Below are 20,468 nucleotides of genomic sequence, written 5' to 3'. Positions count from 1 at the left end.
GCCCTACCCGGCGGCGCCACCACCACGCCCACCAGCAACGGTCAGGAGGTGAGCACCGACCCCCTGCAGGCCCTCACAGCCTGACCAACCCACGGAGCATCACGCGCACCACCAGGTACACCACCCCAGCGGGCTTGACCTCGCGATGATCGAACGCGGCGTGACCATGGACGACGACATCGCCGTCTCGGACGCCGACCGCTCACGTTGGCTGACCCAGGTACCCCACACCCGCGCGGGCCGCCCCTGCGGGTGCGGGACGTGCCCGTCCATCGGGCTGACGGACGCCGACGGCTCGACACCTGAGCTGATGGACGACCGAGTAGTCCTCCAGGCCAGCGCCACCGGCGCCCTGTTGCTGCTCTTCTTCGACGAGGACCGACTCAGCGAGCTGGAGCTCGCCCCGCTGAGCGACAAGACGTCCTTCAACGAGTTCCCCCACCCTGACGGGCTCAACTTCTTCGAGTGAGCCAAGCGGCCGCTCGAGCACGCTGCCCGCGTCCCTCCCCCGGCCGTCTCGCAGCCCATCGCTGGACGGCACGCCGAGTCCGCTCGCGCCCTCGTCATGAGTCGGCGCCCCGGAGTGCTGTCCCCGCTCACCGGACAGGCCCGCGCAATCCGTCGATGGGCTGCTGGTCCCAAGTGGTGAAGGGGTCGTCACCCACCTCTGCCATCAGCGCAGGCGCCGCCGCTCGCGCCGCCTCGGCCGACTCCCAGACGGCCACGCCGACGAACCGGCCGCTCTCGTCGTCGACGACTCCCGTCCAGACGAGGCCTTCTTGCTCCCTCGCACGACGGCTGTAGCGCTGCATGGAGTCGAGGACGGCCGGGCGGTGCTCCGGTCGCGGTGAGTGCACGGAGACGACGGCATAAGTCATTCCTCATCTCACCACCAGGACCGCCCCGCGGACGGCTCCCGGCAGGCGACGGCTGGCGCCGCGTGGCGGGGCCCACAAGTCCCGCAAGCCGACCGCCTACTGGAGCACCTCGCGACTCCAGGCGCGGTCCGGGCTCGCGGTCGTGATCTTGTGTCACTGGGGATCGACGACCGGGACGCTGATTCGAGCGCGGCGATCGCTCACACGACAGGAGGCTTCCCTGCTCCGCAGCACGAGGACCAGGACGCCGGGCGGGCCGCTACGTGGTCGTCGGGTCACCGTCTTGCTCGGTGAGGAACTCGAGCAGTAGCCGGTTGACGATCCCGGGCTGGTCCTGGTTGGCGTTGTGGCCGGCTCCCGGGACGAGCTCGTAGCGGCAGCGGGGCTCCCGGGCGGCCCAGCGCGGCGCCTCGCGGGCCACCGTGCCGGTGCGGTCACGCTCCCCGACCAGGAGCAGCAGCGGGTGCTCGATCCGGTAGTCGGCGCGGGGCTCGAGTGCCCGGGTGACGGCGTCCCAGACGGCGAGGAAGTCCTTCCACGACATCTGGTCCCCGGCCTTCAGGGCGTAGCGCTGCGCCGCCGGGTCGACGGCCGTCGACCTCGCCATCAGCCGGCGCAGGTGCCGCTCGGGCCAGACCCGGAAGGCCGTGCGGGAGGCCGCCAGGCTCCAGCGCTGCCACGCCGGCAGCGGCAGGGTCAGGCTGGTGCCGCCGATGACGGCCAAGGAGGCGACCCGTCCGGGGTGGTCCAGGAGGATCCGCTGGCCGACGTAGGTGCCGAGCGACTGACCGACGTGGTGGACCGGGCCCGGCTCGCCGAGGTGGTCGAGCACGGCGAGCAGGTCGTCGGCCATGTCGGCGACGGTGATCGGTGACGTCCCGAGCGGGCGCGAGGCCCCATGGCCGCGGGAGTCCCACACCAGAGCGCGGTACCCGGCCGCGGTCAGCGCCGGGACCTGCAGGTCGAACATCCGCGCGTCCATCGTCGCGCCGTGGCTGAGCACCACCAGCGGCCCCCGGGCCGGGCCGCTGAGCCAGAAGTGCACCCTCGTCCCGGACCGCGCGACAGCACCGTGCTGAGCGGGAGGAATCGGCGCCTCGGTCACCACGTGAGGCTCCCAGGTGTCGAGAGGCACGTGCAAGAGACGTAGCCACATGACGACCGCCTGCTGGGACGGCGAGGACCTCTTGGCGGCTCGAGGGATGGCGGCGCTGCGGCCGTCCCGCATGGGTGTCGGGTGCGGGACGGCCGCGCGAGCTCACCTGGACGTCACCCCGCCGGTCGGGGTCGCCTTGTCCGACCGGACGGAGGCGCCGGCGCGGGCCCCGGCGCGGTGGACGGCTCGGTACACGGTGGAGCGTCCGACGCCGAAGAGCTCGGCGACCTCCAGGGTCGTGTACTCCCCCGTGCCGACCAGCACCGCCAGGTGGGCCTCCTGCTTCGCGGTGAGCTTCGGCTGCCGGCCATGGAGGCGACCCTTTGCCCTGGCGACGCGCATGCCCTCCCGGGTGCGCATGCGGATCAGGTCGGCCTCAAACTCGGCGACCATCGCCAGCACGTTGAACAGCAGCCGCCCGACCGGGTCCAGCGGGTCGTGCACCGACCCGCCCAGGCTCAGGCGGACCTGCCGGGCGGTCAGCTCCTCGAGGATGCTGCGGGCATCCGGTAGAGACCGGGCGAGGCGGTCGAGCTTGGTGACCACGAGGGTGTCGCCCTCGCGGCAGGCGGCCATGGCTTCTCGCAGGCCGGGACGGTCGCGGTTGGTGCCGGTCAGGCCGTGGTCGACGTAGACCCGCGCCTCGGGCACGCCGAGGGCCTGCAGCCCGTCGCGCTGGGCGGTGAGGTCCTGGCCGTCGGTGGACACGCGGGCGTAGCCCACGAGCAGTGCGGTCATGGCGATACTCCAAGGGGATGACCGCCCCGGGGCCTCCTCGCACCGGAGCCGGCAGCGGCGCGATGGCCGCCACCGACGACGGTGACTCGACGGCACCGCTCGACACAAGTTAACTTGCTGCCATGGGCGTCGAGCCGGTCATCGCCGACAGCGCCCGCAAGCACGGGGTCAGCGACGAGGACATGCTTCACGCCTACGCCCACCCGCTGCGCGTCTTCGAGCTAGACGACGGCTTCACGATGGTCATCGGCGCTAACCGCGCCGCGATCGTCTACGAGGTCGGCGTGGTCGAGGGCGCACTGGCCCCCGTCATCGTCCATGCCATGAAGGCCCGAGCGAAGTTCCTGAGGTGATGACCATGCCGCGCACCGTCCACGACATCCTCGCCCACGCCGACGAGCTCGCCCAGCGCTTCGAGGACTACGAACCCTCCGAGCACGACGAGCGCGACCCGCAGAGCTACCTGGCCCTAAGGGAAGCGGTCCTGTCCCGCTCCCGAGCCGAGCGCTCGATCACCGACGCCGTCGCCGGAGCACGCGCCCACGGGTACTCCTGGTCCTCGATCGGCGCCCTGCTCGGCACCTCCGGCGAAGCAGCACGCCAGCGCTACGGCAGCACGCAGGACGCCTGACCCCATCGCCCGCTCCTCTTCGCGACCGATCTTCGTCGTTCGCCGGCGACGACGCCGGCCATGCGACCACGCGCTCTCGGCGACGTCCCCAGCCACCACACGTCGCCGTTCCACTCAGGATCCCCAACCCGTCACCTCGACGGAAGCCGCGGAGCTGATGAGCGGCGCTCACGTCGGGGTGATGTTGAGAAGTGCCTCCGCCTGACGTCGCCGCCGTCGACACTGACGGCATCCGACCGGCGCCTGCGTGGAAGGTGCGGTGGCGCCGGGGGGCCGACGGGGAAGGGTGGCCGAGTGAGCCGACGTGACGTCGCACTGCGGGGCGGAGCTGCCCTGGTCGTCTTGGTGCTGGTGCTCGTGGTCCTGGTCGCCGTCGGCGTCCTGCCCCGGCACGTCGTCGGCTTCGCCGCCCGCCCCCAGGTCCTGCAGGGACCTGACGACGTCCGGGTACTGGCGACCGGCCCCGTGACGCGCTCGGGCCTCGAGGGCGAGGTCGTCGGCGTCGTGGATGTCGTGGACGGGTGCCTGGGTGTGCGCACGACCGACGAGGTCTCCAGCGTGGTGGTCGCCTGGCCCCGTGGCAGCAAGCCTCTCGACGAGGGCAGCGGCGTCCGGCTGGCCGGCGGTCAGCGGGTACTGGTCGGTGAGGCCATCACAGCCAGCGGCGGCCTGCAGGAGATGGGTCAGGTGGTACCTGCCGGCAGCTGCGGCACCCATGACCGCGCGTGGGTGCTCGGCACCTTCACGCTCGGCTGACGCGGCTCGACGCACCCCAACCCGCCGCGGGGCTGCATCGCCTCTCCGGCAAGTACCCGCGCCCGCAGAGGATCCCTCACCGGTGCCGCCTCGTACCCGCTGCGGCCGCTCGTGAAGGTGCGGCCGTGCAGTCACCACCATGCTGGCCCGCGCACCACCATGTACGGAGAGTTGCCAGCACGCGCTTCCTCCAGCAGGACCTCGACGTCCTCGCGGCTACGCGCCGAGCCTTGAGGCCACTGGGCTGACCACCCGTTGCCGCGGCCGCAGACGGTGCCGCTCGGCAGGGTGATGTGCACCAGGTCGCCAGCGACGACGTCCAGCACGTGCTGGTCGAGTTCTTCCAGCAGGCCAGCGGATCCCGAGTCGCAGGCGTCGCAGCCGCAGTCCGGGACCAGGTCGACCTCGACCGCGGGGTCACCGGCGCCGACCAACAGGTAGTCGTGCTCAGGGGTACCGACCTTGTTCAGGCACAGCAGCAGTGGCACCGCACCGGTGCGGACGGGGTGCAGCCAGGTCGCGTGAGCTTGGTCGGCCAGGGAGGAGGGTGGCGCCCGCCACGGCGCCCGCGGAGCTGGGATCGGTTCGGCGGTCGCCAGACCCGTCTCGGTCAGTGCGGTCACCCAGGCGGCAGTGCGTACCGTCACGATGCGGTACTTGCCGGGGTCGCTGACGCGCGAGTACTCGTCGTCGTCGACCTGGCGATCAGGGTGGGGATCGGCCCAACCCAGGTGGTCGCCGCCGGCTGCGGTGAAGGCGTCACTGACCGCGTGCAGCAGCTCGTCGGCGTTCACGGCCGGGACGCTATGCGCCCCGCGCCGGAGGCGGCGAGGCCGAAGACTGCTCCACTGACGATCGCTGGCCGGACAGCGTCCCGCTGTCGATCGCTGGCCGGACACCATTTAGGTGCAACCTGAGGACGTGGCCCTCGACGACGACGTGATCCGCCTGATGAGCGACTACAGCGCGCCGAGCCCGGTGTGGACGTCCGAGGGGTGCCTCGCTGATCCGTCGCCACTCGGCCTCTCCCCCAGCCTGGTGACCCAGATGCTCGACTGGCAGCGCTTCTTCGACGAGCACTTCCACTGGGACCGCGGCTGGGACAGCCAAGGCGCGGGCGCCTGGTACGCCGAGGAAGGGGAACGTCTGCACAGCCGCCTGCAGGCTCAGCTCCCCGCGCGACGGGTCGTCCTTGACCTCTGGCCCGTGCCCACTTCGGGGCGCTCACACTGACGAGCTCGTCTTCCATGGCCCTCGTCGGCGTAGAGCCAGGCCGCCGCGGGGCCACGCCGAGCAGCGCGGCCTCTCGACCCGTCCCGCAGCCGATAGCTGGCCGGACAGCGTCCCGCTGTCCATCGTCATCTGGCACACGTGTGCCTGAGAGCTCAACGAGCGTCTGCGCGTGTCTCCTCGAGGCGTCCGTCGTTCATGTGTAGGACGCGGTCTGCGTGGGTGATGGTGGTGGTGTCGTGGGAGGCGATGAGTGCGCCGGTGCCGGTGGTGGCGCAGAGGTCGCGCAGGACGCCGAGGACGTGGGTGGTGGTCTCGTCGTCGAGGCGGCCGGTGGGTTCGTCGGCGACGAGGTAGGCGGGTCGGACGACGAGGGCGCGGGCGAGGGCGGTGCGTTGGGCTTGGCCGAGGGAGACCTCGGAGGGGGCGCGGTCGGTCAGGTCGCCCAGGCCGAGGGCGGTGAGCATCTCGGTGGCGGCGGTGGTGGGGTCGGGGTGGCCGGCCAGGCGTGCGGGTAGGGCGACGTTGTCGAGCAGGGTGATCTCCTCGAGCAGCCCGAAGCGTTGGGGGACGACGGCGACCTGCTCCCACCGGGTGCCTGTGTCGTTGGTCTGGTCGGTGAGGGTGGTGGTGCCGGTGTCGGGGGTCTCCCAGCCGAGGAGGCAGTTGAGCAGGGTGGTCTTGCCCGAGCCGGAGCGTCCGACGAGGGCGACGACCTCGCCGGGGTGGACGGTCAGGGTGACCCCGCGCAGGGCGTGGACGTGCTCGCGGCCGCGGCGGTAGGTCTTGTGCAGGTCCTGGCAGCCCAGGACGGCCCCGCCGGTGTCGACGGGTCGGGGTGGTGCGGGGGTGGGTGCGGCGTGGCGGCCGGTCATGTGGCTCTCCTGACGTGGACGCCGTCGGGGGTGGTCTCGACGACGACGCGGGTGGTGCCGGTCGCGGCGAGGGCGGCCAGGGCGTCGTCGGGCAGCTGCAGGCGCCCGTCGGTGTCGATGACGGCCAGGCGCCGGCCGTCACGGACCTCGTGGGCGACGGTGCCCGAGCGCAGGTGCAGGACCTGGTCGGCGGCGTCGGCGGCGAGGGGGTCGTGGGTGGCCATCAGCACGGTGGTGCCGGCGCGGGTGAGCTCACCGACGGCGGCGAGCAGGTCGCCGGTGGTGGCGGTGTCGAGCTCGCCGGTGGGTTCGTCGGCGATCACCAGGGCCGGGGAGCCGATGACGGCTTGGGCGAAGGCCAGGCGCTGCTGCTCCCCGCCGGACATCTGCCCGGGCAGGTGGTGGGCGCGGGTGGTGATGCCGAGCAGCTCCAGGAGCTGCTCGCCCTGCTCGCGGGCGACCGGCCGGGGGACGTGCCGCAGCCGGGCGGCCATGGCCAGGTGCTCGGTAGCCGTCAGGTGGCGCAGCAGGTTGTCGGTGGGGCGGGCGAAGACGTAGCCGATGTGCCGGCGGCGCAGGGCCCGCAGCCCGCGGGCGGACAGCCCGGTCAAGGCGTGGCCGGCGACCTCGGCGTGCCCGGCGGTGGGGGTGTCCTGGGCGGCGAGGATCCGCAGCAGGGAGGACTTGCCCGACCCCGACGGCCCGGTGATGGCGGTCATCCGCCCGGGCGGGACGGTGACGTCGACGCCCTTGAGGGCGTGGACCTCCCCGGTGGGTGAGGAGTAGATCCGCACCACGCCCCGGCACGCCGCGGCGGGGCCCGCGCCCGAGGTGGTGGTGGTGGGGGTGTTAGTCGGCATCGCGCATCACCTGCCCGGGGTGGGCGGTCGCGGCGGTGCGGGCGGCCAGGACCCCGGCGGTGGCGGCGACGGCGAGGACCCCGGCGGCGACCACGGCGACGGTGCCCCACGGCAGGGCCACCAGCGGGTCCGGTGGCAGGTCGGGCACGGGGTCCAGCAGCCCCAGGACCAGCGCGGCGGCGGGCAGGGTGACCGCGACCGCGACGAGGGCGGCGACGGCGGCCAGCAGCCCGGTCTCCAGGGCCGCCGAGGTGGCGGTCGCCCGCCCGCTCAGGCCCATCCGGGCCAGCAGCAGGCCCGCGACGGTGCGCTGGCGGGCCTGCGCGGCGGCGTGCAGCACCAGCCCCAGCAGGCCCAGCAGCCCGGCGGCCAGGGCGACGGCCCGCAGGTAGCCCAGCGACCAGGTCTGCGCGGCGAGCTCGGGGCGCTGGGAGAACTCCGCGGCGGTGCGCACCCCGGTGTCCCGCCGGTCGGGTCCGATCCCGGCGGCGCTCAGAGCGGCCAGGACCTCCGGGGCCTGCCCGCGGGACCACACCTGCCGGGTGATCACGGCGTCGGGGTCACGGTCGGCGGCCGCCACGGCCGCGGAGTACGCGCCCCACGGGGCGACCAGCAGCGGCCGCAGGGAGGACTGCCCGGGGAACGCCGAGGTGCGGGCGACGACCTGGGCGGGGACCTGGTACCCGCCCAGGTCGAGGGTGACCTGCTCGTCGACCGCCTGCACCGGGCCCACGGGCAGGGCCCCGGCAGCGATCACCGGCACCCGCCCGCCGCTGCCGTCGGGGCCGTCCTGCAGGGCGGCCATCAGCTCACCCAGCGGCTCCCGGGACAGGGCCTCGTTCCAGCGGACCACCCGCGGTAGCTCTTCGGGGTCGACGACCAGGACGTCGGCCTCACCGGCGTCGGGGAGCACGCTGACCCGGTTGTCCAGGCCCACGACCGTCGCCGCGGTCAGCCGGCCGCCGGTGGCCGCCTCCAGGTCTCGAGGGATCTCGCGGCCGCGGGGCAGGTCGACGACGACGTCGCTGCCGGTGGCCACCGACGCCTTGACCGCGATGGTGCGGGCGGTGGAGTCCGCCAGCGCCCCGGCGTAGGTCACCAGCCCCAGCGCCAGCGCGGTCGTGACCACGACCAGGCGCGTCGCGCCGGGGCCGGTCATCACCCGCCGCAGCGCCAAGAAGCCCGCCGGCGGGAGCCGGCGCACCCGCCCGGCGACCCGCGGCGCCAGCCGCTGCAGCAGCGCGACGACGGCGCCGGCGACCACGAGCACCGCCAGCAGCGGCACCACCAGCACCAGCACCGACACCCCGCCCGCCGGCGCCCGCCCACCCCCGGTGACCAGCGGGGCGGCGACCACGACCGTCACCGCGGCCAGTACCGGCAGCCACGGGATCCGCCCGGCCAGCTGCGCCGCGGGCCCCTGCCCGACCCGGCCCAGACGGGCCACCGCGGCGGCGGTCACGACCGCCACCACGGCGACCGCGACGACACCCACGGCGACCAGGACCCCGGCCACGGCGGGCAGCACCTGCCGCGGCAGCTGCGCCGCCGGGCCCAGCGCGGCGACCGCGCCCCACCCGGCCAGCCCTCCGGCCACGACCCCGCCCAGCACCGGGAGGGCCGCCTCGAGGGCGGCCTCGGCGCCGCCACGTGCCGGGGACAGGCCCCGGGCGATCAACGCCCGCAGCTCCCCCTCCCGCCGCCGCGCCCGCGCCCCGGCCCACGCCCCGACCAGCGCCAACGCCGCCAGCACCCCACCGACGCCGACCGCCCGCACCGGCGGTGACAGCAGCCTCACCGTGGCGTCGACGTCCTCCAGCACCACCGGCAGCGCCGTGCGCGCCTGCGGCGCGGTGAACCCGGCGTCGTCGACGAGGTCCGCGACCGGCTGCCCCGGGGCGACCAGCCGCGCCTGCAGCGACTCCCCCGCCTGTGACAAGTCCCGGGCCTGCGTAACCAGCAGACCCGCCGGGGTAGGGAAGAACCAGAGCAGGAATACGTCCGAGGCGATGCCCCGCTCGACCTCCAGGGCCGTGTCCAACGAGGCCAGCAGCACCGGCGGGGGCACCACGACCGCGCCCGTCGCGGGGTTCTCCCGCGGGACGACCAGGTCACCGATGCCCTGCCAGAACTGCGGCGCCGGCGCCGTGATGTCGGCGTACACCCCCGTGACCTCGACCTCGACGGCCGGTGAGGTCGCCGTCCCCAGCAGCTCGTCCCCGGGAGCCACCACGCTGACCGTGTCCCCCGGCCCCGCCCCGGTCCGCTCGGCGAAGGCCACCGGCACCAGCACACCGGTGCCGGTGACCTCACCGGCGACCAGCTCCACCGCCTCGGCGTACCCCGGCCGGCTGACCAGCTGCACCGGCGACGCACCGTCGGGCCCCTGCGCGACGGCCTCACCGGCCAGAAGGGTCGTCAGCACCGGCTCGTCCAGGCCCACCTGCCGCCCCGAGGCCCGGACCGCCTCGTCCAGCTCCGGCACCAGCCCCAGGCGCTCCACCGGCGAGCCGCCCTGCGGGGACCCCGTCCCCGAGACCAACGTCAGACCCAGCGCCTCCAGGCCACGGGCCTCCCGCTGCTCCCACACGCCCTGACCGCTCGAAGCGACCATCAACGGCGCTGAGACCCCCGCCGCCGCGAGCACCGCCACCAGCAGCAACAGGCCCAACGCCTGCCCCGGGAACGGCAGCAACGCCTGACGAGCACGCCGCAGCACCCGCGAACCTGACCTGGCATCACGCGGCTGCAGCACAGGACCCCCACGGCAGCTCGAGGACAACGCAGCGAAGCCGGCGGCCGTACGCCCCTCCCCCGTCAGGCACGAAGCCCACCACCACCCCACAGCACCAGGACCGCGTTGACCAGCATCACACCCGACACCGTGGCCACATCGAGTCCCGCGACCACCAGCGACAGAGACAGATGAGCCGACACCCGCGGTCGTCCCGTAGCCGATCCTCATCCGGTCGCTTCGCCCGGTGAGCACCGGCCCGCTGTCGCCCCCGTGTGCAGAGGGTCGGACATGATCACTCGTGCGGGCGGTCAGCCTTTCGCATCGCACGCGCGCTTCGCCCGCTGCACGAGACTTGGGACGACGTCGGTACCCCTCTGGACCGACCGGTGAGGAGACGACGTGGACGTGCCCTGGATCGTGGTCTTCGGCGCCCTGGTCGGGATGCTGCTGGGAGGTCTCGTCACCGCCGTAATCCAGAGGCGGAGATCCCGCAGGCTCGCCGCTCGAGGACGACTCGAGTGCGGCCTGAGAGTCCTGTCCGGCGAGGTGGACGGGCTGAACGGGAAGTGGCGCCACGGGTCGGCTGACCTCGAGGACGCGGTCATCCACTTCCGCCAAGGCCTGCCCGGTGGTGTCCGCGGCACCAGACCGGGCGTACCTCCGGTGCTGCTGCCCGTCGAGGCCGTGGAGGGAGAGCGTCGACCGCGAGCACGGGAGTGGTTCGGCGTCTCCCCCGACTGCGTCGTCCTCTCCATCCGCTCCGGGGACGCACGCATCGAATGGGCCGTGCTGGCCACGCAAGAGGCGTGGGTGCGAAGCCAAGTCGGTGCCGGAGCTTCGTAGCCGGGTCAACGACCCAGAGAGGGTGGCGAGAGCAGCGGCCACCCGGCTCAGCCCTTACATGCCAGCACTGGCCCCCTTCCGGCGTCCGGACGGCCGCTCGGGTGCGCCACCGCCGCCCCCTCGCGGCCGTGCCACTCACGATCCTCATCCGGTCGCTTCGCCCGGTGAGCACCGGCCCGCTGTCGCCCCCGTGTGCAGAGGGTCGGACATGATCACTCGTGCGGGCGGTCAGCCTTTCGCATCGCACGCGCGCTTCGCCCGCTGCACGAGACTTGGGACGACGTCGGTACCCCTCTGGACCGACCGGTGAGGAGACGACGTGGACGTGCCCTGGATCGTGGTCTTCGGCGCCCTGGTCGGGATGCTGCTGGGAGGTCTCGTCACCGCCGTAATCCAGAGGCGGAGATCCCGCAGGCTCGCCGCTCGAGGACGACTCGAGTGCGGCCTGAGAGTCCTGTCCGGCGAGGTGGACGGGCTGAACGGGAAGTGGCGCCACGGGTCGGCTGACCTCGAGGACGCGGTCATCCACTTCCGCCAAGGCCTGCCCGGTGGTGTCCGCGGCACCAGACCGGGCGTACCTCCGGTGCTGCTGCCCGTCGAGGCCGTGGAGGGAGAGCGTCGACCGCGAGCACGGGAGTGGTTCGGCGTCTCCCCCGACTGCGTCGTCCTCTCCATCCGCTCCGGGGACGCACGCATCGAATGGGCCGTGCTGGCCACGCAAGAGGCGTGGGTGCGAAGCCAAGTCGGTGCCGGAGCTTCGTAGCCGGGTCAACGACCCAGAGAGGGTGGCGAGAGCAGCGGCCACCCGGCTCAGCCCTTACATGCCAGCACTGGCCCCCTTCCGGCGTCCGGACGGCCGCTCGGGTGCGCCACCGCCGCCCCCTCGCGGCCGTGCCACTCACGATCCTCAACTGGGATGCCCGCATGACTCTTCGCTCAACTAACGAAGCGGTGCAGTACCGCTGGGCGGAACCGTGAGCGGGGCCGGACGGACTGCCGCGATTTGCCCGCCGCACCGTTCGATCGTCGTCGTCGTCGAGGCGGTGTTGTCGACGGCGCAGACGGCGAGGACCCGCTCGAGGCCGGAGGGCGCGCAGGCCGAAGCCGACGTGGCGAACCCACCGCACGTTCTCATCGTCTCTTCCACGGCCTCGTCCTCGTCGGTGGACACGCAGTCGCTGCGCGGCGCGAGAGGGCGTCGCCCCGAGAGAGACCCCGCACCATCCCGCTAACATCGGCCTATGACGATGACGGCTGGTCCCGGCGTGGTCGCGCGCCAGACGGCTCGAGGATCCGAGGAGGGCACGGCGCTGTTGGCGGCGGCGTGCCTGTTCCGGTCCCTGGCGGACCCGTCGCGGCTGTCGATCCTGCGGCACCTGGCCCTGGGTGAGCGCCGGGTGGTGGACCTGATGGCCCATCTGGGGCTCGCGCAGGCGACGGTCTCCGGTCACCTGGCCTGCCTGCGGGACTGCGGCCTGGTCACCTCCCGCCCGCAGGGGCGCGCCTCGCTGTTCTCCCTGGCCGTCGGCCCCGAGCTGCTCGAGCTGCTGGTGGCCGCGGAGCGGGTGCTGGCTGCCACCGGTGACGCGGTGACCCTGTGCCCGACCTACGGCGCCGACAGCACCGCCGACGCCGGCGGCAGCACCACTGACACCCCTGCCTCGAGCCTTCCGGCCCCGGGCCCGCCGGCCGAGGCGACGACCTCCGGCACGGTCAGGGGCGCGCGGTGAGCGAGCACACTCCCGCTGCGGGAGGACCGGTCACCCCGCCCGCCGGAGCGGACGAGGTCCAGGTCGAGCGGCTGACCCGACGCGGGCTGCGCCTGGCGCAGTTCACCGTCGTCTACAACGTCGCCGAGGGCGCGATCGCGATCACCGCCGGCCTGATGGCCGGCCTGGTGTCCCTGGTCGGCTTCGGCCTCGACTCCGGCATCGAGTCCGTGGCATCAGTGCTGGTGGGTCTGCGCCTGGCCGCCCGGCTGCGCAACGGCGCCACCGACGAGGCCAAGGAACGCCGGGCGCTGCGACTGGTTGCCCTGACCTTCTTCGTCCTGGCGACCTACGTCACCGTCGAAGGCATCCGCGGCCTGCTCGGTGGAGAGGCACCAGACACCTCCCGGGTCGGGATCGCGCTGCTGCTGGCCTCCGTGGTGATCATGCCGCTGCTGGCCCGTGCCAAGCGCCGGGTCGGCCAGCAGCTCGGTGGTGACCAGCTCGTCCTCGCCGACGCCGCAGAGACCAAGATCTGCGTGCTGCTGTCCATCTCGACCCTGGCCGGGCTGGCCCTCTACGCCTGGACCGGCGCCGCGTGGCTGGACCCTGTCGCCGGGTTCGTCATCGCCGCCTTCGCCATCCACGAAGGCCGGGAAGCGTGGGAAGGCGAGCTCGTCGAAGACCGCGACGAGGACGACGACTGACCTGAGCATCGCGCCGTAGACCTGAGGCCCACTGCCCTGACAGAGCACCTGCCTGCCGCGACGCCCACCGCTGACGCTGCACCAGTCACCCGGCCCCCCCGGGTGGTCCGGCAGGCTGCACCGCCCATGGGTCATGAAGGACGGTGCAGCTGCCGGTCACCGAGACGACCGGGGTAGTCCCGGCGGACCGTGCACCAGCGCGGCCCCGTACCACTGGGCCGCTGAGGCTGACCCCCGCCTGGCGGACGGGGTCAGGAGTCGTCGGTCCCCTGGAGGGGGGCGAAGCTGACTCCCCCGTCGGCGGAGGACAGCACAGCTGCTGATGTCACGGCCATCACCTGCAGCGCTCCACCGTCCTGGCGGGAGGCGGCCACGGCCTGGGGCGGGCCGGGAACGGCGCCGGGTGTGGCCCAGGTGGCGCCGGTGTCCTGGCTCACGGCGACCGTGCCGTCGGGGGTGATGCCCACGATCGTGGTGGCGTCAGCCATCGCCGCGACCTGCAGCAGGGGTGCCTGCTCCAGCACCGACCACGAGGCGCCGGCGTCGCGCGAGAGCGCCGGACCGTCCTGGCTGGTCGCCAGCACCGTCGTCCCCTGCGGTGAGGACGCCAGCGCGAAGGGCTGCACCGGCGCCTGGGTCGTGGTCCAGGTCCGGGCGTCGGCGCTCATCCGCAGCTGCCCGTCGAAGCCGATCACGGCGCCCTGCAGCGCGCTGAGGGCGTGGAAGTCGGACTGGCCCTGCCGGGAGAGGGCCGACCACGACCGTCCCCCGTCGGTGGACTCGATCAGGCCGACGGGTTGTGGCAGGTCGACACCCGGGCCGGGGTGGCCGGAGGCGTAGAAGTGGTCCGGCCCGGCGACGGTGAACCCCATCAGGTCGATGACCGGGCCGACCCGGACGGGCGTGCCGTCCTGGTAGGAGAACAGCCCGTCGTGGGTGGCCAGCTGGACCACGCCGTCGGCGGGGTTGATGCCCACGCCATGCACGTGATCGCTGGGCAGCGGCGCTGCCGCGGTCTCCTGGCCCTGCACCTCGCCTCCACTGCCAACACCTGCACCTGCACCTGCACCTGCACCAGCCGAGGCACCAGCACCGGCGCCCGGGGCGTCGGGCAAGGCCTCGCCCTGCGGGTCGTCCGCGCTGCACCCGGCCACCAGGACGGCCACCAGCACCACCCCGCCGACCGCGCTCCCGCCCCGTCGAGCGCCCCGGGCCGCCGAGACGCTCACAGCTGCTCCAGCAGCTGGTTCATCTCGTCGATCTCGGCGGTCTGGTCGGCTGCGATGACCTCGGCCAGGGCAAGCGCCTGCGGGTTGGCTCCCTGGTCCTGCTCGGTGCGCGACATCTCCACCGCGCCTTCGTGGTGGGCGACCATGCCGGTCAGCCACATCTGGTCGAACCCTGCACCTGACATGCCCTCGAGCTCGTCCATCTGCTCCGAGGACATCATCCCGGTCATCTCGGGGCCGTGGCTCATGCCCCCCATGCCTCCCATGCCGTCCATGGACATGCCGTCTATGGACATGCCGTCGGGGACCTCCTGCCCCCAGGTGCGCAGCCACGAGCTCATGGCGTCGATCTCCGGGCCCTGCGCCGCGGTGATGCGCTCGGCCAGGGCCTGGACCTGCGGGCTCTGCGCCCGCCTGTCAGCCATCTGCGCCATCGCCAGTGCGCCGCGGTGGTGGACGATCATCTGCTGGGCGAAGGCGACGTCGGCGTCGTTGTGCTCTGCGGCGACCGTCGCCGTGCCCGTGCTGCCAGGACTGCTCGAGCCGGGACTGCTCGGGGTGCTGGGGCCGGGGGTGCTGGGGCTGGGGGTGTTGCTGGGGCCTGCCGTGACGGTGGAGCCGTCGGTGCTGCAGGCGGCCAGCCCCAGGGACAGGGCGGCTGAAGCGGCGACGGCAACGGCCAGTCGGTGGGTCTTCTTCATGAGGGGTCTCCTGTAGCCGCTCCGGGTGGGATGCCACGGCGAAGCGGGTGGAACGGGCGGGGGAAGGGATGCGGCAGCTCGTGGTCCCTGGTCGGGACCGCGCCGGCTCCTACACCCGCACCACGCACAAGGAGATCCGCGGGCGCCGCCACGGCACACCGCGGGCGCCTGTGCCTCCGGGAAGGGTGTGGCTCTGGGCCAGCCACCGCGCCGCGGCGGTCGACCACGGCGTGCGCAGCAGACGCGCCGCTGCGAGGGCGCCCAGACCCACGCCGGCCCCGACCAGGGCCAGCAGGCACCCGACCGCCATCAGGTGGTCGCCCCCGTGGTCTTCCTCCGCAGACAGGACCTGCGCGGAGGTCGGGTCGACAGGGACGACATGGGCACCCGGCACCTCGGTGAGGGCGCCCGGCAAGCTCGGGTCCGAGAGACCAGGTCGACGGTCGGCCGCGGCGGCGGCCGCGTCGTCTGCGCGGGCGGCGAACGGCGGATGGCCCTGGGCTGGCTGACCTGCCGGGTGCTCCGCAGGGCTGTGCGCGGCACGGGGTGCCGCGAGAGAAGACGAAGCACCGCTCGAGGGTGCCGCCGCAGCGCTCAGACCGTGCGTGGCCGACAGGCCGTGCATGGCCAGGAGACCGCTCAGCACCAGCAGGAGCAGGCCCCACGTGGCCCACGCGCCCCTCGTGGTGAGGGCCGGGGCACTACCGCGCTTCACCGCCGTCTCCTCCTGGTCTCGGGTTCCCGGGCTGCCGGCGCCGGCGCCGGCGCCCGTGGACCAGCACGATGGCACCACACCAGCCGCCAGCCTGCGGCAGGGCCCTGCCCCGGTAACCACCGGGCCAGGGCTGCGCGTGCGTCGGTCCGCTCCTCAGGTGCTGGCGCAGGTCATCGACGAGGACGGCGGTGTCGTCGCGGACCAGCCGCATCCGCCCCAAGCCCCTCGATGGCCCTTCGACGACGCGGCGCAGGCGCACGCCCGACGACCGAGGAGCCGGGAACAAGCATACCCCCCAGGGGTATTGTGGTGGGCATGTCATCCACCCAGCTGGTTCCTGGCCCGGGACAGGCGCACGGTCGCCGCCACCGCGGCGCGTCACCTGGTACCGGCGCCGCGGTGCAGCACACCTGCCCGATGCATCCCGAGGTGCGCCAGCAGGGGCCCGGTTCGTGCCCGATCTGCGGGATGGCACTGGAGCCGGTGACGGTGAGCGCCGACGACGGGCCGAGCCCGGAGCTGGCGGACATGACCCGGCGGTTATGGGTCGCGGTGGCCCTGACGGTGCCGGTGGTGGTCCTGGAGATGGGCTCGCACCTGGTCCCGGCGGTGCACGACCTCGTGCCGCCGGCGGTGTCGGTGTGGATGCAGCTGGCACTGGCGACCCCGGTGGTCCTGTGGGCCGGGTGGCCGTTCTTCGTGCGCGGGTGGGCCTCGGTCCGCAGCCGGAACCTGAACATGTTCACCCTCGTCGCCCTCGGGACCGGGGTGGCGTTGGCCTTCAGCGTGGTGGCGGTCCTGACGCCGGGGATCTTCCCGGCGGCCTTCCGCGGTCCGGGCGGGACGGTCGACGTCTACTTCGAACCGGCCGCGGTCATCACCGCCCTGGTGCTGCTCGGGCAGGTCCTCGAGCTGCGCGCCCGGGAGCAGACCTCCGGGGCGGTGCGTGCCCTGCTGGACCTGACGCCGCCGACCGCACGGCGGGTCGAGGCCGACGGGTCCGAGCACGACGTCGACCTCGCCGACGTCGCCGTGGGCGACCTCGTGCGGGTGCGCCCGGGCGAGAAGGTCCCGGTCGACGGGACCGTCGTCCAGGGCCGCGCGAGCGTGGACGAGTCGATGGTCACCGGGGAGTCGATGCCGGTGACCAAGTCCGAGGGTGACGCCGTGATCGGAGGGACGTTGGCCGCCGGTGGGGGGCTGCTGGTGCGCGCCGGCGCCGTCGGCGGGGACACCGTCCTGGCCCGGGTGGTCGACCTCGTCTCGGCGGCGCAGCGCTCCCGCGCCCCGATCCAGGCGACCGTCGACAAGGTCGCCGCGGTGTTCGTGCCCGTCGTCATCGCCGTGGCCGTGGCCGCCCTCGTGGTGTGGGCGCTGGTCGGCCCTGACCCGGCCCTGGCGCACGCCCTGGTCGCGGCGGTCAGCGTGCTGATCATCGCCTGCCCCTGCGCGTTGGGGCTGGCGACGCCGATGTCGGTGATGGTCGGCGTCGGCCGCGCCGCCGGCGCCGGGGTGCTGGTCAAGGACGCCCAGGCGATGCAGCAGCTGCAGCGGGTGGACACCGTCGTCGTCGACAAGACCGGCACCCTCACCCAGGGCCGCCCTCAGCTGACCGGCGTCCAGGTGCACGGCGACGCCGACCCCACCCAGGTGCTGGTCTTGGCCGCGGCGCTCGAGCGCTCCTCCGAGCACCCCCTGGCTCACGCCGTCGTGACCGCCGCCGACGCCGGTTCCGGTGGTGGCGTCGGCGGCGTCGGTGCTGGGCGATCGCTACCGGCGGTCGAGGACTTCACCGCCCCGGCGGGCCGTGGGGTGTCCGGGCTCGTCGAGGGCCACCGCGTCCTGGTCGGCAGCGCCAGGCACCTGCGAGAGCACGACGTCGACCCGACCCCTGTCCAGGAGCTCGCCGAGGGGGTGCGTGCCGGCGGCGCCACCGCCGTCCTGGTCGCCGTCGACGGCACGCCCGCCGCTGTGCTGGCCATCGCCGACCCGGTCCGCCAGACCACCGCCGAGGCACTGTCAGTGCTGCGCGCCGAGGGCGTCGAGGTCGTGATGCTCACCGGCGACGCCGAGGCCACCGCCGCCGCGGTCGCCGGTCAGGTCGGCATCGACCGCTTCGAGGCCGAGGTCACTCCCGAGCGCAAGCACGAGGTCGTCCGCGAGCTCCGCGAGCAGGGGCACGTGGTGGCGATGGTCGGTGACGGCGTCAACGACGCCCCCGCCCTGGCCGCGGCCGACGTCGGCGTGGCGGTGGGCACCGGCACCGACGTCGCCCTGGAGAGCGCCGGCATCACCCTGCTGCAGGCCGACCTGACCGCACTGGTCCGCGCCCGCCGGCTGTCGCGGGCGACCATGGGCAACATCCGTCAGAACCTGGTCTTCGCGTTCGTCTACAACGGCGCCGGCATCCCGATCGCCGCCGGCGTCCTGTACCCCGCGACCGGGCTGCTGCTGTCCCCCGTCATCGCCGCCGCCGCGATGGCCCTGTCCTCGGTCAGCGTCATCACCAACGCACTGCGACTGCGCACCACCCGCGCCTAACCAGAACCTGCCTCCGTCGTCAAACACCCCAACAGCCCGGGTCGCCACCCCAAGGATCAGGCGTGCTGCACGAGCAGACGACAACTGAGTCGGGACACACAAGTCGCGTCCCAGTTGTCGACCCCCTACTGGCCATGGAGGTGCTCGCCGCGACGAGGGCACGCGGATCCGCCGCCGCCGTCCCAGCAGACCTGTCCGGATCGACATCCCGGAGAAGGGGCCTCCTACGGCGACGCCTCCCGAGGACTGGCCTTCGCCGCGCTGGTGACGTTGCCGACGCAGGTCACCCGACGACATCTCTCGACGCACGCTGGTCTCGGACGGCGCCGAGTCGCCTCACACGGAGGCGGCGGTCGGCTGGCCGGACGGGGGCTCCACCTCGCCCGCCGCCGTCGCCGCGAGCGCGGCCTCGACGTGCAGGCGCGCCGAGGGCAGCAGCGGCACGGCGGCGTCGTCCGGGGTGAGCAGCAGCTCGAGCTCGGTGCACGACAGGGCGACGGCCTGCGCCCCGCGCTCGACCAGCCCGGCGACGACGGCCCGCAGGTCCGCCCGGGTGGCGTCGGAGAGCACGCCGCGGCAGAGCTCGTCGAAGACCGCCCGGTCGACGCGCTCGATCCCCTGCGCGTCGGGGACCACGACCTCGAGGCCCGAGAGCGCCAGGCGCTCGGCGTAGAAGCTCTCCCGCATGGTCGCGCCCGCGCCCAGCAGGCCGACGACCCGTGCCCCCTCGCGGTGGGCGGCGGACGCGACGACGTCCGCCAGGTGGAGGAAGGGGACGTCGAGGGCCTCTTCCAGCGGACCCGCCGCCTTGTGCATGTAGTTCGTCGCCAGCAGGACGAGGCCGGCACCCGCCTGCTGCAGCGCCAGGCCCTCGCGGCGCAGGAGGGCCTCGGCGTCGTCCCAGCGGTCCTCGAGCTGCATCTCGCGGACGGCGGAGAAGTCGACGCTGCGCAGGAGCAGGTCGGCGCTGGCCAGGCCGCCGCGGCGCTCGCGCACCATCTCGTTGGCCAGGCGGTAGTAGAGGGCGCTGGACTCCCAGCTCATGCCGCCCAGGACACCGATCGTGGTCATGGCGGCCACGCTCCCCCGCCGCGCGAGCCACGCGCTACGGGCGCAGAGCCGGGGCCTCCCCCAAGCGCTGCTTGGGTGCGACGGCGCGCCGAGGGCACGATGGCGTCGTGGACCCCCGCCGGCTGCTGCTCCTGCGGACGGTCGGCGACGAGGGGTCGCTGGCAGCCGCCGCCCGGAGGCTGGGGACGACGCAGCAGGCCGTGAGCCAGCAGGTGGCCCGGCTGGAGGCCGAGGCGGGGACCGCGCTCGTCGTCCGGCAGGGCCGCGGCACGACCCTCACCGAGGCGGGCGCCCTGCTGGCGCGCCGCGGCGCCGACCTCGCGGGCGTGCTCCGCGCGGCGCAGGAGGACCTCGCGGCCCTCTCGGGCCTGCTGCGCGGCGAGGTGGCGGTCGCCGCCTTCCCGACGGCCACCGCGCTAGTCCTCCCCGAGGCCCTGGCGGCGCTGGCCGTGACGGCGCCGGACCTCGACGTCCGCCTCGCCGAGCTCGAGCCGCCCGAGGCCGAGGACGCCGTGCGGGCGGGCCGGGCCGACGTCGCCCTGGTCTTCCGCCACGTCGGGGACCCCGAGCCGGTGCCCGGCGACCTCGTGCGCCGCCCCCTCAGCAGCCACGCCGTCCACGCCGTCGTCCGCGCCGGCGCGCCGCGGCCGATCCGCCTCGGCGACCTCGCCGACGAGCGCTGGGTCGCGGGGTGCCCCCGGTGCCGCGCGCACCTCGTCCGGGCGGCCGCGGCCGCGGGCTTCACCCCGGACGTGCGGCTCGCGACGGACGACCACGTCGCCGTCCAGCGCCTCGTCGCCGCGGGGCTGGGGGTGGCCCTCCTGCCGGTGTGGGCGCTGCGCGCAGCGGCTCTCCCGGGGGTGAGCACCGGGCCGCTCGAGGGGGTCGACGACCGCGTGGTCGAGGTGCTCCTGCGCCCCGAGGCGCGGCGCGTCCCCGCGGTGCGCGCCCTCGTCGCCGAGCTGGAGCGGGTGGCGCGGTCGGTGGACGGCGACGGCGCCTGAGCCAGCTCCCTCGTCGCACCTCTCGTCGCGCCGGGGACCGGCCGCGCGGCCCCGGACGCACCGCGGGCCCGGCACCTCGTGAGGTGC

Annotated in this window: 20 protein-coding genes and 1 pseudogene; 11 read left to right on the top strand and 10 right to left on the bottom strand. The window is 74.1% G+C overall.

Annotated elements, in window-relative coordinates:
• Window positions 1-160: 160 nt before the first annotated feature.
• A complete protein-coding gene (locus Q0789_RS08375) occupies window positions 161-469 on the top strand; it encodes a hypothetical protein (protein ID WP_298804125.1) in 309 nt (102 codons plus the stop codon).
• Between the two features lie 127 nt (window positions 470-596).
• Here the strand turns inward: Q0789_RS08375 and Q0789_RS08370 are convergent, their stop codons facing one another.
• From Q0789_RS08370 to Q0789_RS08360, 3 genes are all read right to left on the bottom strand, one after another.
• A complete protein-coding gene (locus tag Q0789_RS08370; protein ID WP_298804124.1) occupies window positions 597-878 on the bottom strand; it encodes an antibiotic biosynthesis monooxygenase in 282 nt (93 codons plus the stop codon).
• A 259-nt stretch (window positions 879-1,137) separates the two neighbouring features.
• Window positions 1,138-1,983, bottom strand: a complete 846-nt coding sequence (locus Q0789_RS08365; RefSeq protein ID WP_298804122.1) for an alpha/beta hydrolase — start codon at window positions 1,981-1,983, stop codon at window positions 1,138-1,140.
• 153 nt (window positions 1,984-2,136) lie between these two features.
• The gene (locus Q0789_RS08360) at window positions 2,137-2,772 is read right to left on the bottom strand and encodes a recombinase family protein (protein WP_298804120.1); all 636 of its coding nucleotides are present in this window, start codon (window positions 2,770-2,772) and stop codon (window positions 2,137-2,139) included.
• Between the two features lie 122 nt (window positions 2,773-2,894).
• Here Q0789_RS08360 and Q0789_RS08355 point away from each other — a divergent pair, with 122 nt between their 5' ends.
• From Q0789_RS08355 to Q0789_RS08345, 3 genes are all read left to right on the top strand, one after another.
• On the top strand, window positions 2,895-3,125 hold the full coding sequence (locus Q0789_RS08355; protein ID WP_298804118.1) for a hypothetical protein: 231 nt from the start codon (window positions 2,895-2,897) through the stop codon (window positions 3,123-3,125).
• A 5-nt stretch (window positions 3,126-3,130) separates the two neighbouring features.
• Window positions 3,131-3,403, top strand: a complete 273-nt coding sequence (locus tag Q0789_RS08350) for a hypothetical protein (protein WP_298804116.1) — start codon at window positions 3,131-3,133, stop codon at window positions 3,401-3,403.
• A gap of 294 nt (window positions 3,404-3,697) precedes the next feature.
• The gene (locus Q0789_RS08345; protein WP_298804114.1) at window positions 3,698-4,159 is read left to right on the top strand and encodes a hypothetical protein; all 462 of its coding nucleotides are present in this window, start codon (window positions 3,698-3,700) and stop codon (window positions 4,157-4,159) included.
• 131 nt (window positions 4,160-4,290) lie between these two features.
• Here Q0789_RS08345 and Q0789_RS08340 read toward each other — a convergent pair whose 3' ends face one another.
• Window positions 4,291-4,953 (bottom strand): DUF6226 family protein, encoded by a 663-nt coding sequence (locus tag Q0789_RS08340; protein WP_298804112.1) that lies wholly within the window; start codon window positions 4,951-4,953, stop codon window positions 4,291-4,293.
• 127 nt (window positions 4,954-5,080) lie between these two features.
• Here Q0789_RS08340 and Q0789_RS08335 point away from each other — a divergent pair, with 127 nt between their 5' ends.
• A complete protein-coding gene (locus Q0789_RS08335; RefSeq protein ID WP_298804109.1) occupies window positions 5,081-5,392 on the top strand; it encodes a hypothetical protein in 312 nt (103 codons plus the stop codon).
• A gap of 152 nt (window positions 5,393-5,544) precedes the next feature.
• Here Q0789_RS08335 and Q0789_RS08330 read toward each other — a convergent pair whose 3' ends face one another.
• The 3 genes from Q0789_RS08330 to Q0789_RS08320 are packed head-to-tail and all read right to left on the bottom strand — an operon-like array spanning window position 5,545 to window position 9,843.
• On the bottom strand, window positions 5,545-6,264 hold the full coding sequence (locus Q0789_RS08330) for an ABC transporter ATP-binding protein (RefSeq protein ID WP_298804107.1): 720 nt from the start codon (window positions 6,262-6,264) through the stop codon (window positions 5,545-5,547).
• Window positions 6,261-7,124 (bottom strand): ABC transporter ATP-binding protein, encoded by an 864-nt coding sequence (locus tag Q0789_RS08325; RefSeq protein WP_298804104.1) that lies wholly within the window; start codon window positions 7,122-7,124, stop codon window positions 6,261-6,263. Before Q0789_RS08325 ends, Q0789_RS08330 begins: the two co-directional genes overlap by 4 nt.
• A complete protein-coding gene (locus tag Q0789_RS08320; RefSeq protein WP_298804101.1) occupies window positions 7,114-9,843 on the bottom strand; it encodes a hypothetical protein in 2,730 nt (909 codons plus the stop codon). Before Q0789_RS08320 ends, Q0789_RS08325 begins: the two co-directional genes overlap by 11 nt.
• A 423-nt stretch (window positions 9,844-10,266) precedes the next feature.
• Between Q0789_RS08320 and Q0789_RS08315 the strand changes: the two genes are divergently transcribed.
• The 4 genes from Q0789_RS08315 to Q0789_RS08300 all read left to right on the top strand — a co-directional run bounded on the left by Q0789_RS08315 (window position 10,267) and on the right by Q0789_RS08300 (window position 13,120).
• Complete coding sequence (locus tag Q0789_RS08315; RefSeq protein WP_298804096.1) at window positions 10,267-10,704, top strand: hypothetical protein; 438 nt, start codon at window positions 10,267-10,269, stop codon at window positions 10,702-10,704.
• A 325-nt stretch (window positions 10,705-11,029) separates the two neighbouring features.
• Window positions 11,030-11,467, top strand: coding sequence for a hypothetical protein (locus Q0789_RS08310; RefSeq protein ID WP_298804096.1), 438 nt, complete (start codon window positions 11,030-11,032; stop codon window positions 11,465-11,467).
• Window positions 11,468-11,951: 484 nt separating this feature from the next.
• Entirely contained in the window at window positions 11,952-12,434 is a 483-nt protein-coding gene (locus Q0789_RS08305; RefSeq protein ID WP_171201607.1) for a metalloregulator ArsR/SmtB family transcription factor, read from the top strand.
• Window positions 12,435-12,505: 71 nt separating this feature from the next.
• Window positions 12,506-13,120 (top strand): cation transporter, encoded by a 615-nt coding sequence (locus Q0789_RS08300; RefSeq protein ID WP_363326171.1) that lies wholly within the window; start codon window positions 12,506-12,508, stop codon window positions 13,118-13,120.
• 251 nt (window positions 13,121-13,371) lie between these two features.
• Here the strand turns inward: Q0789_RS08300 and Q0789_RS08295 are convergent, their stop codons facing one another.
• Window positions 13,372-14,106, bottom strand: a complete 735-nt coding sequence (locus Q0789_RS08295) for a F510_1955 family glycosylhydrolase (RefSeq protein WP_363326170.1) — start codon at window positions 14,104-14,106, stop codon at window positions 13,372-13,374.
• Between the two features lie 239 nt (window positions 14,107-14,345).
• On the bottom strand, window positions 14,346-15,050 hold the full coding sequence (locus Q0789_RS08290) for a DUF305 domain-containing protein (protein ID WP_171201594.1): 705 nt from the start codon (window positions 15,048-15,050) through the stop codon (window positions 14,346-14,348).
• A 1,120-nt stretch (window positions 15,051-16,170) separates the two neighbouring features.
• Here Q0789_RS08290 and Q0789_RS08285 point away from each other — a divergent pair.
• Window positions 16,171-18,306: pseudogene (locus tag Q0789_RS08285) on the top strand (copper-translocating P-type ATPase); the annotation flags it as partial.
• A gap of 336 nt (window positions 18,307-18,642) precedes the next feature.
• On the opposite strand, the gene Q0789_RS08280 reads toward Q0789_RS08285, so the two are convergent.
• Complete coding sequence (locus Q0789_RS08280; protein ID WP_298804077.1) at window positions 18,643-19,377, bottom strand: aspartate/glutamate racemase family protein; 735 nt, start codon at window positions 19,375-19,377, stop codon at window positions 18,643-18,645.
• Window positions 19,378-19,484: 107 nt separating this feature from the next.
• On the opposite strand from Q0789_RS08280, the gene Q0789_RS08275 reads away from it, so the two are divergent.
• A complete protein-coding gene (locus Q0789_RS08275) occupies window positions 19,485-20,381 on the top strand; it encodes a LysR family transcriptional regulator (protein ID WP_298804075.1) in 897 nt (298 codons plus the stop codon).
• The last annotated feature ends 87 nt before the right edge of the window (window positions 20,382-20,468 follow it).

The sequence above is a fragment of the uncultured Pseudokineococcus sp. genome, from assembly GCF_947499845.1.
Lineage (GTDB): Bacteria > Actinomycetota > Actinomycetes > Actinomycetales > Quadrisphaeraceae > Pseudokineococcus.
Note: the sequence above shows the minus strand (reverse complement) of the source record. Positions and strands in the feature narration are given on the sequence as shown.